The sequence below is a fragment of the Oleiphilus sp. HI0080 genome (genome assembly GCF_001635135.1).
Genome location: NZ_LWFU01000560.1, coordinates 1 through 9591 on the forward strand (window position 1 = coordinate 1; position 9591 = coordinate 9591).

At 48.0% G+C, this 9591-nt stretch carries 12 protein-coding genes and 1 pseudogene; 4 read left to right on the plus strand and 9 right to left on the minus strand.

Annotation, left to right across the window (positions count from 1 at the left end):
* Together A3751_RS12345 and A3751_RS12350 are read right to left on the minus strand one after the other, a co-directional pair.
* Window positions 1-614 (minus strand): NAD(P)/FAD-dependent oxidoreductase (locus A3751_RS12345; protein WP_197466311.1); only part of this gene is annotated, 614 nt, incomplete at its 3' end.
* Window positions 615-765: 151 nt separating this feature from the next.
* A complete protein-coding gene (locus tag A3751_RS12350; protein WP_082863229.1) occupies window positions 766-1746 on the minus strand; it encodes a LysR substrate-binding domain-containing protein in 981 nt (326 codons plus the stop codon).
* Between the two features lie 94 nt (window positions 1747-1840).
* On the opposite strand from A3751_RS12350, the gene A3751_RS12355 reads away from it, so the two are divergent.
* Window positions 1841-2053 carry a DUF1127 domain-containing protein gene (locus A3751_RS12355; protein ID WP_068456436.1) on the plus strand — a complete coding sequence of 71 codons (213 nt, stop codon included), beginning with the start codon at window positions 1841-1843 and terminating at the stop codon, window positions 2051-2053.
* Window positions 2054-2101: 48 nt separating this feature from the next.
* On the opposite strand, the gene A3751_RS12360 is transcribed toward A3751_RS12355, so the two are convergent.
* The 3 genes from A3751_RS12360 to radC form a co-directional block, all read right to left on the minus strand.
* The gene (locus tag A3751_RS12360) at window positions 2102-2761 is read right to left on the minus strand and encodes a response regulator (protein ID WP_068456439.1); all 660 of its coding nucleotides are present in this window, start codon (window positions 2759-2761) and stop codon (window positions 2102-2104) included.
* A gap of 89 nt (window positions 2762-2850) precedes the next feature.
* Window positions 2851-4797 (minus strand): acetate--CoA ligase, encoded by a 1947-nt coding sequence (gene acs / locus A3751_RS12365; protein WP_068456442.1) that lies wholly within the window; start codon window positions 4795-4797, stop codon window positions 2851-2853.
* Window positions 4798-4888: 91 nt separating this feature from the next.
* Window positions 4889-5563: a DNA repair protein RadC gene (gene radC / locus A3751_RS12370; protein ID WP_068456454.1), complete on the minus strand. Its 675-nt coding sequence runs from the start codon at window positions 5561-5563 to the stop codon at window positions 4889-4891.
* Window positions 5564-5697: 134 nt separating this feature from the next.
* On the opposite strand from radC, the gene A3751_RS12375 reads away from it, so the two are divergent.
* Together A3751_RS12375 and A3751_RS12380 are read left to right on the plus strand one after the other, a co-directional pair.
* Window positions 5698-6000 carry a DUF1244 domain-containing protein gene (locus A3751_RS12375; protein WP_197466312.1) on the plus strand — a complete coding sequence of 101 codons (303 nt, stop codon included), beginning with the start codon at window positions 5698-5700 and terminating at the stop codon, window positions 5998-6000.
* A gap of 12 nt (window positions 6001-6012) precedes the next feature.
* Window positions 6013-7281, plus strand: coding sequence for an MgtC/SapB family protein (locus tag A3751_RS12380; RefSeq protein WP_197466313.1), 1269 nt, complete (start codon window positions 6013-6015; stop codon window positions 7279-7281).
* Between the two features lie 126 nt (window positions 7282-7407).
* On the opposite strand, the gene A3751_RS12385 is transcribed toward A3751_RS12380, so the two are convergent.
* Window positions 7408-7797, minus strand: a complete 390-nt coding sequence (locus A3751_RS12385) for a Spy/CpxP family protein refolding chaperone (RefSeq protein WP_068456445.1) — start codon at window positions 7795-7797, stop codon at window positions 7408-7410.
* 286 nt (window positions 7798-8083) lie between these two features.
* Here A3751_RS12385 and A3751_RS12390 point away from each other — a divergent pair, with 286 nt between their 5' ends.
* Window positions 8084-8554 carry a hypothetical protein gene (locus A3751_RS12390; protein WP_068456448.1) on the plus strand — a complete coding sequence of 157 codons (471 nt, stop codon included), beginning with the start codon at window positions 8084-8086 and terminating at the stop codon, window positions 8552-8554.
* Window positions 8555-8599: 45 nt separating this feature from the next.
* Here the strand turns inward: A3751_RS12390 and A3751_RS12395 are convergent, their stop codons facing one another.
* From A3751_RS12395 to A3751_RS12405, 3 genes and pseudogenes are all read right to left on the minus strand, one after another.
* Window positions 8600-8815, minus strand: coding sequence for a DUF3820 family protein (locus A3751_RS12395; RefSeq protein WP_068456451.1), 216 nt, complete (start codon window positions 8813-8815; stop codon window positions 8600-8602).
* Window positions 8816-8826: 11 nt separating this feature from the next.
* Window positions 8827-9249: pseudogene (gene msrB / locus A3751_RS12400) on the minus strand (peptide-methionine (R)-S-oxide reductase MsrB); the annotation flags it as partial.
* A gap of 37 nt (window positions 9250-9286) precedes the next feature.
* Window positions 9287-9591, minus strand: a 305-nt coding sequence (locus tag A3751_RS12405; protein WP_197466314.1) for a hypothetical protein, incomplete at its 5' end; no start/stop codon positions are given.

Consider the following 9591-nt stretch of genomic DNA (forward strand, 5'->3'; position numbering starts at 1 on the left):
TGATGTAAACCATAGTACTCGAGCTGCTGCGAGGCATATCTCAGCTCAGCAGCGAGTTCCACGCCTGTCGCGCCAGCCCCAATGATGGCAACCCGCAGATTGCGCTCGCTTGAATCCGCAAATTCTTCCTGAAGATAACGATTCAACAGATTTCGGTGAAATCGCCTCGCCTGCTCCTGACTATCAAGAAACTGACAAAACTCTGCCGCACCTTTGGTCCCAAAGTCGTTGGTCGTGCTGCCCACCGCCAATACCAAAGTGTCATACGAAAGATGACGCTCAGCCACCACGGTCTCACCCGCCGAGTTTTTTATCGGTGCTAATGTTATGGTTTTTTGATCTCGATTCAGTCCCGTCAATCTGCCCGGCTGATACTCAAAATAATGCTGTTGCGCATGCACTCGGAAGTCGACCTGTGCGGCATCCGAGTTTAAGGAGCCCGCCGCTACTTCATGTAGTAAAGGCTTCCACACATGAGTCAGCGCGGCATCCACCAAGGTAATACGCGCCTTATTGCGTTTGCCCAATTTATTGCCAAGCTTTGTTGCTAGCTCCAAGCCGCCAGCTCCGCCGCCGACAACCACAAAGTGATGTGTTTGATTGGAATAATGCATAATACTTACCTAATTCAATGATAGATAAACAATTTCCCAAATCGCTTATCTATCGTTGCGCTAACCAAGTCGAACCTTACGACTGCCATACCGTACAATTTAATGCACGGATCGTACGATATATAGAACACCAATATAGCGTTAAAATAAATTATTCCGCAGAGCTCGGCAAGGGAATAATCGAAAACCGCTCAGTACAAAATGCAGACCAACTTTCTTCAATCGTTGTCAATTCAGAACGCAGCCAAGACTCGAAACTGGAAATTTTCACTCGTTTAAAGTGCCATTCAGGTGCGACCAGATACAGAGCGTATTCAGACTCGATATAGTAAGGCAGCGGGCAGCACAATAGTTTTTTCTCGAGCAGTTCATACACTAGGCTATAACGCATCAAAGAAATGCCCTGCCCGGCTAACACTGCTTCGATCAACATGCTCGCATCAGAAACATGAAGGGTCGATGCATCATGCCCACAGACTACGCCACTCGCTTCCTGAAAACGCTGCCATAGCGCTCCCATGTCCTCGGAGCTATCTAACAAGACGGGAATTCGCGATAGCTGCTGCTCAACAGGGCTCTTATCTGACATCAATGACGGATGGCAGACGGCGATGATAAAGTCATCCATCAGGTGGCGAGACGCCAATCCTGGATAGCGTCCTTTTCCGAGGCGTACAGCCGCATCAATCTCTTCCCCCTCAAATCGACTGAGAGCAAGAGAAGTCTGCAAATGAACCGCTATGCCGCCGCTATCGCGCTGATAGCTGGCAAGTCTTGGAATTAGAAACCGTGCTGAGAATGAGGGCAGAGAGCTCAATATCAAACGAGAAGGGTTTGGATCATCACCAAATTGCGCGACCCCTTCTTCAAGCGACTGAAACGCACGGCTCACATAATGAAGAAATTGCTGCCCCTGTGCAGTTAGCTCTACTTCACGCGTCTTGCGCTTGAATAGTTTGACACCCAACGCGTCCTCTAACTGCTTGATCTGCTGACTGATCGCCGTTGGCGATACATACAAGTGCTCCGCTGCAAGTTTGAAGCTCAAATATGTACCTGCATGGCGAAAAGCCTGTAATGCTCTTAGCGGTGGCAAACGCATCACCTCACCCCTTCCAGACATAGAATGCATAAGTTTTTCTTCACTATAGCGCGATTAATGTCATTTGTCGGAACTTGTTATAGATCAGCATTATTGGGCTGTACATATACAAAGGAGAACAGCCATGAAAACAATACAGCTATCAACAAGTAAGTTTTACTTGAATACTAATCTAGAAGAAAAATGGAAAGCACTCAAAGCGAAACTGAACGCATGGCGAGTACGACACAAAACGCGTGCGCATCTTGCCCGTCTTGATGATCGCATGTTGAGCGATATTGGTTTAAGTCGCTATGACGCGAACAAGGAAGCCGAAAAGCCATTTTGGGAGGACTAATCTCTGCCGATTGCGCAGAAAAAAATGAGGGGGCACGCAATAAGAGGGCTAACTCCCCTCTTGAATAGCCTGTTCATCCAGTGAAAGCTTAGCAAGTGTAATCACTGCCTGCGTTCGGTTACTGACACCCAGTTTTCGAAATATCGCCGTTATGTGTGCTTTCACCGTTGCCTCGGTTACGCCGATTTCGTAGGCGATCTGCTTGTTTAACCAGCCTTCGCGTAGAAAACACAAAACACGGTATTGCTGCGGCGTTAAGGCCGCGACCTTTGCGGCGAGATCACGTTCTTCGTTATCAATTCGGCGCAAACTTTGGCGCACTGTCGCTGGCACCCAAGCCTCGCCATCCATCACCTGCTCAATGGCCTCTTTGATCGTTGTCGGCGACGAAGACTTTGGAATAAAGCCACTTGATCCATGGCCCACACACCGACTAATCGTTTCGGTATCTTCGCGAGCAGAAATGACGATAAGCGGGATGGTCGGGAAACGCTCTCTTACTGTGACAAGTCCAAACAAATCCTGGCTGCCCGGCATATGCAGATCAAGCAATAACAAATCAATATCGGAGTTTTGATCCAGCGCTTTTAGGGTACTTTCGAGATCAGAGGATTCTGTAATGCTTGCTTCAGGTAGGTGCGTATTTAACACACCCAATAAGGCATTTCGAAAAAGGGGGTGGTCATCCGCGATGTGGATTTTATACATTATTATGTCCTTCAAAGCACGACTGCTATAGCCGTAAGCATAGCCTTTTCCTCCCTGAAAAGGCTACCGTATCTGGCACGGAAATCGGACTATGTCTCTTGGCGCCCCTCTATCAAGGCATCGACCACACTTGGATCATTCAGGGTAGAGGTATCGCCCAAATTATCAAACTCGTTGGCGGCGATTTTACGCAAAATTCGGCGCATAATTTTACCCGAACGGGTCTTCGGGAGAGCTTCAACCCATTGAATACAATCCGGAGTGGCAACCGGCCCCATCTCAACGCGCACATGTTGCTTCAATAAGTCCGTCGCGTTTTGCGCTAGCTCGGTTCCAGCCATGGGTGTCACATAGACGTATATCGCTTCACCTTTGATATCGTGCGGAAAGCCAACCACAGCCGCCTCAGCCACATCAGGGTGCGAAACCAATGCACTTTCCAGTTCCGCCGTACCAAGTCTATGCCCAGAGACATTAAGTACGTCATCCACACGTCCAGTAATCCAAAAATAACCATCTTCATCGCGTCGAGCACCATCGCCCGTGAAGTACATGCCTTCATGCTGACTAAAGTAGGTTTCAATAAAACGGGCATGATCGCGCCAAATTGTTCGCGCTTGGCCAGGCCATGAATCGAGAATAACAAGGTGACCGCTTGCAGTACCTTCAAGAATATCGCTATTTGTATCCACTAATTGCGGTTCAATACCAAACATACCCTGACACGCAGAACCCGGCTTTGCTGTCGTTGCATAAGGCATTGGGGTCATCATGTGGCCACCGGTTTCTGTTTGCCACCAGGTATCCACAAGGGGTGCCTGACCATTACCAAACATGGTATGAAACCACCGCCATACCTCTGGATTAATTGGCTCACCGACACTACCAAGAATACGTAACGAGTCACGCGTGCTCCCTGCAATGGCTTCATCCGCGGAGGCCATCAGAGTGCGAATCGCTGTCGGTGCGATATAGAGAATATTCACCTTGTGCTTATCAATGATCTTCCCGACACGGCCGCAGTCTGGGTAAGTAGGCACACCCTCGTACATCAAGGTTGTTGCACCATTGGCTAGCGGCGCATAGACAATATAGGTGTGGCCAGTAATCCAGCCGACGTCAGCTGCACACCAATACACATCGCCTTCTTTGTGGTCGAAGGTGTAGTAGTAGGTGGTAGCAGCATAGGTTAAATAGCCGCCGCTTGAGTGCTGGAGCCCCTTGGGTTTTCCGGTAGAGCCCGAGGTGTAGAGGATAAACAAAGGATCTTCTGCGTTTACCGTAACCGCTTCATGCTCGGTAGACTGTTTGCCGACAAAGCTCGCGTAATCCACATCCCAGTCATGCTTGTTATGACCATGATCGTGCGTTGTTTCAACCACAAGAACTTTGTTCACCGACTTGCGAACCGAAATTTCTAGCGCGTCATCCACACTGGCTTTTAGTGGTACTTTTTTACCACCCCGACTACCTTCCGTCGCAGTCACCACAAGCTTCGCTTCGCAATCGTCCATTCTGTCTGCTAGCGCGCTAGCCGAAAAGCCACCAAAAACAACAGAGTGCACTGCACCAATACGGGCGCAGGCCAGCATCGCGTAGGCCGCTTCCGGAATCATCGGCATATAAAGAATGACACGATCACCTTTCGTCACGCCGAGCTCTTCATAAGCATTTGCGAGCTTACAAACTTCTTGGTGTAGCTCTCGATAGGTGATGTTGCGGGAATAACTTGGCTCATCGCCTTCGAAGATAATCGCAGTCTGGTCGGCCTTATCCGCCAAGTGGCGATCAACGCAGTTGACACACACATTCAGTTCGCCGTCCTCAAACCATTTTATGTACAGATTGTCTTTTGCAAACGAGACATCTTTGGTTTTGGTGAAAGGCTTAATCCAATCAATACGCTCTGCCTGCTTGGCCCAAAACGCTTCGTTGTCGTTAATGGATTCTTGATACATCGCGGGAAATTGCTCTTCCGAGATGTTTGGTTCAAAACCATTGATATAGCTTCTTGGGTTTATAAGTGGCGCGGTCATTCTAATCTCCAGAACACATTGAGGATGTATGCATTGTTTTCGATCCACCCTCCAACCGCCATTAGACAAAGGTCTATCGTTAGACCATGGTCTATATCAACCCCCTTTCGGCAAAGCTCACGGTCTGGTTACCTGCAACAATCAAATGATCGAGAACCCGCACATCAATTAACTCAAGGGCGCCCTGTAAGCGACGTGTGATCTGAATATCCGCTTGGCTCGGAGTGGTTGATCCGGAAGGATGGTTATGACACAAAATAACCGCCGCTGCGCCTTTCGCCAAAACAGCTCTGACCACTTCACGTGGATAAACGGAGGCTGCATCAATCGTGCCTTGAAATAGCTCATCGAATCCGACAATGGCATGCTGCGTATTCAAGTACAAGACCGCAAACGTTTCATGCATACGCTGCCCAAGGGCATGCACCACATAGCGCTTGCACGCATCGGGGTTAGAGATAACTGTCGACTCTCTCAACTCATCACGAAACACGCGTTTGCTCATCTCCAGGCTTGCCTGAAGCTGCGCATACTTTGCCGACCCCATGCCTTTGGTTTTGCAAAAGTCATCGAGTGATGCACTTAATAGCTTATTGAGATCACCAAAGTGCAGGAGTAGGTCTCGCGCCAAATCAAGAGCTGAGCGTCCTCGGGTACCGGTGCGCAGAAATATGGCGAGCAGCTCAGCGTCACTGAGCGCTGCTGCACCTCTTGATAGGAGTTTTTCTCTTGGCCGCTCTCCCTCGGGCCAAGTATGAATCGCCATACTAAATCCTTTTAGTAGCCAGTCATTAATTGGATGTACCGTTATACCCTTATTGCCCAACTCCAACAAGACAGCGTATTGACAAGGCAAGCGCAAGTGACAACACTGCACGGCATCAACAATAAGGAGCATTCATGGATACTAAGATCGATCAAAGCACACAAACTGAACTGGAAGCCGCTGTTTTACGCCGTTTTCTAAAACACCTTGATGAGCATAAAGAGGTGCAGAACATCGATCTAATGATTCTCGCTGACTTCTGCCGAAACTGCCTATCAAAATGGTATGCCGCAGCGGCGGCCGAAAAGGGCATCGACATCGACTATGACGCTGCGCGTGAGTTTGTTTACGGCATGCCCTACTCTGAATGGAAAGAGAAGCATCAACTTCCTGCAACGCCAGAGCAAATGGCCGCTTTTGAAGCCAAGCAAAAGTAGATAGTCTAAATCGTGGAGAACTTTATCAATGCAACAGATGACCTCATTGGTTTGAGCGTTGCATTTTGTCTTGGCGCGATTATCGGTATTCAGCGAGGCTGGAAAGATCGCCACCACAAAGATGGTTGGCGTGTTGCCGGAATCAGAACACATATTCTAATTGCCATGTTTGGCGCGATCAGCGCCTTGATCTCGATCGCCTTTTCGCCAATTTTTTTAGCCGTATCCTTTTTCGCGGTCGCAATTGTGCTCGCGATCGCCTATTTAAATGCCCAGAAGGTCACGCAAGATAGAAGCATCACAACAACCATTGGTTCACTGATTACCTTTGGACTGGGCGCCCTAGCTTGCCTGGGTCAGCCTGAAGTCGCAGCCGCTGTGGCGGTCATTGTTGCGATTGTTCTCGACAACAAAAAAGAAATACATGGGCTACTCAAAAAACTAAAAGAAAAAGAACTCGATGCAGGCTTAAAGCTGCTGCTTATTTCTGTGGTATTTCTCCCCTTTCTTCCAAACACGCAGCTTGGACCATGGAACGCCATCAATCCCTTTGAGGTCTGGTGGATGGTGGTACTCATTTCCTCTATCTCATTTTTGGGCTACTTCGCAATCCGAATTGCCGGCCCGGAAAAAGGCATTATCTTCACCGGTATTTTTGGAGGATTGAGCTCATCGACCGCATTGACGCTGCATTATTCAAAATTAGGAAAAGAAAAGCCTGAGCTTTCGCCGCTGTTGGCGACCGGAATTTTGCTCGCTTGCGGCACGATGTTCCCACGCATGCTGATCGTCTGTTTTATCATCAACGCGGAGTTGGCCAGGATGCTCGTCGTGCCTATTGCGGCAATGACGGCACTGGTTTATGTCCCAAGCTTGATTATCTGGTACATCGGCCGGCATAAAGCATTGTCGGACAGCATGTCACCTCTGCACAATCCTCTGGAGCTTTCTTCAGCGGTGTTTTTTGGTGCACTCCTTGCCGTAACCATGCTGCTCTCGCAAGCCTTACAACACTGGTTTGGCGACGCCGGCGTCTATCTACTAGCTAGCGTATCGGGGCTATCGGATGTCGATGCAGTCAACCTCGCACTAAGCCGAGGTAGTTTGAACGGTCTAAGCCTTGATGTCGCAGCCAAAGGCATCATTATTGCCGCAATCGCAAATAGTTTGGTGAAGTCAGCCATGGTTGCCGTGTTTTCAAAGGGAAGGCTTTCAATGCAAGTTTGCATCCCTCTATTGCTTGCAAGCGCTGCAGGTGCTGCGCTTGCTTTTACACTGTAAACCTTCAAGCTCTGAACATTTAGAGACAGAGGAACGACAGCAAAACAGGCTAGCTTGCCGAGCTAGCCCTAATGAACAAGACCGATTCACAACACGATCGAGTTAAAGATTGCCTAACGAGACCTGTCAATCGTCGTCGCAATGTTCGTAACGCTCATGATGATCGTTCTCACCATGCTTCTTACCTTTCATTTTCTTATGTTTCTTGTCATGCATAGCTTGGAACTGCGCACGCTGTTCATCATTTAAAATTTGCTCTATCTGCTCGTGCGTTTGCTTGCGAGATTCACGCATAGCCTCACGCATTTTCTTCATCTGAGCATGTTGTGCTTCCATCAAGCCAAGAATCTCCGATTTCTGTTTCTCGGTTAACGACAGTTTTTCTGCCATTTTCTCTACTTTCATTGCAGGTCCATGCTTATGATGCATGTCGCCATCGTGTTTATGGCTACCGGCATTGGCCGCACCACTAACACTCACAATCGCAGTTAAGACTAATATCTTGAATTTATTCATTCTTCATCTCCGGTCATATTGATTCATCAGATTAATTGAAACGCTCCTCGCTAGCATTCGATTGCGTTAAGTATCTATCTTTAATAGTCCGAGACTATGCACTCCTGATACTATAAGTGCTTCTAAGTTAACGAACCATGAGCAACTTAACAGAGACCGTGCGCACGCAATTTAAAATGCGCATGCAATGACATTAAACACCCAGAAAACAATCAACCTCAGAAAACATCAGGTCTAGTCTGCAAATCTCAATGAGCAGCATTCATACCTAGGACAAGGAATCAGAATGAGCATCACTACCAGTTTCTCCATGCGCAATGTTATGGCAAAACTCTTCACTTTTATCTTTTTGACAATGACCATTGCGATTCTTTATTCGCTTGTCACCGCGATTTTTAAAGGCGTTGCCAGCGGCGACGATGTTATGCAGATGTTTCTCAAAGCGGTGAATACAGGAATCATTGCGCTTGCGGTTTTTGAATTGGCGCTGGTAATCAATGCAGAATATTCGGCAAAAGAAGACTCTGCAGATCCGGTAGAGAGCATACGAAGAACCATCCCACGGTTTATCGGTACGGTGTGTATCGCGCTTTCATTAGAAGGACTCATCATGGTGATCAAATACAGCCAACTTGAACTCGCTGGTAACTTATATTACCCAGTTGCGATCATATCGAGCACAGCCTTCCTGTTGATTGCGCTTGGCGTATTTCTCTTTCTAACGCAACCACAGCAACCACCCAAAGTCGAAAACTGAGAATAGACAGCACGTCGCCTTCATCTCATTTGGAGGCGACGTCAGCTATGACTTTAGTGGCGCGACAATCCCTTCCAAACCTTCAATCTTGATCTCGAGCGTCATTTCTAAAAGCTGCCCAAACTTGCCATTGGGAAAGCCTTTCTTACGAAACCAGAGCAAGTACTCTTCAGGCAGATCAATTAAACGCCGACCGCTGTACTTGCCAAATGGCATCTTCATATTGGCAATATCGAGCAAATACTCGTGACTGGGTTCCATACGCTTTTTCGCTACCCTTCATCAAACAAGGTCAAAAATTCTCCATAACCCTGAGCATCCATCTCGGCTTTTGGAACAAAGCGCATCGCCGCCGAGTTAATACAATACCGCATGCCAGTCGGCTCTGGACCATCTGGAAAAACATGTCCGAGATGGGAGTCAGCCTCTTTACTTCGCACCTCTACCCGTCGCATAAAGAGCTTGGTATCTTCCTTTTCAACGATTTGTTCGATTTTAATCGGCTGATAAAAGGCTGGCCAACCAGAGCCCGAATCGTATTTATGCGTTGAACTAAACAAAGGCTCCCCCGAGACGACATCAACATAAATGCCTTCTTCCTTATGATCCCAGTACTCGTTATCGAAAGCGCGCTCGGTCGCATCACACTGCGTGACCTTGTATTGCAGTTCACTCAATTCTTGTTTCAGCTTATCGTCGCTCATATTCGTGCTCACCCGTTATCCGTATGCATTAGGTATTGATAATGACTCTCATGGCCTGAAGTTCCAGCCCGGTTCTATCAATATACGACAAGCCCTGCTCTTTTTGATTCCTTAAAAAGCTAATTTCTTCTTCACGTATCAAGGGATTCTTTTGTTGCAGGCTGTGCAAACGGTGTATTTCGGCATCCATATCCGCACTCAACCGTGTACGAGCTTCGTCAAGTAAGGTCGGCAGCACCGCTTCTGCACGACGTTGTGCATGAGCAAGCAACGCACCGAACTCACCCCGAATCTCTTTGAGTATCTGCAGCGCTAAAGTGCGCTTGATTCCCG

Coding starts and splice junctions, on each gene's coding strand:
- A3751_RS12360 (WP_068456439.1), bottom strand. CDS start 2,761: ATGTATAAAATCCACATCGCGGATGACCACCCCCTTTTTCGAAATGCC.
- A3751_RS12355 (WP_068456436.1), top strand. CDS start 1,841: ATGAAAACAATACAGCTATCAACAAGTAAGTTTTACTTGAATACTAAT.
- A3751_RS12350 (WP_082863229.1), bottom strand. CDS start 1,746: ATGCATTCTATGTCTGGAAGGGGTGAGGTGATGCGTTTGCCACCGCTA.
- A3751_RS12385 (WP_068456445.1), bottom strand. CDS start 7,797: ATGAATAAATTCAAGATATTAGTCTTAACTGCGATTGTGAGTGTTAGT.
- radC (WP_068456454.1), bottom strand. CDS start 5,563: ATGGCGATTCATACTTGGCCCGAGGGAGAGCGGCCAAGAGAAAAACTC.
- A3751_RS12390 (WP_068456448.1), top strand. CDS start 8,084: ATGAGCATCACTACCAGTTTCTCCATGCGCAATGTTATGGCAAAACTC.
- A3751_RS12375 (WP_197466312.1), top strand. CDS start 5,698: ATGGATACTAAGATCGATCAAAGCACACAAACTGAACTGGAAGCCGCT.
- acs (WP_068456442.1), bottom strand. CDS start 4,797: ATGACCGCGCCACTTATAAACCCAAGAAGCTATATCAATGGTTTTGAA.
- A3751_RS12395 (WP_068456451.1), bottom strand. CDS start 8,815: ATGGAACCCAGTCACGAGTATTTGCTCGATATTGCCAATATGAAGATG.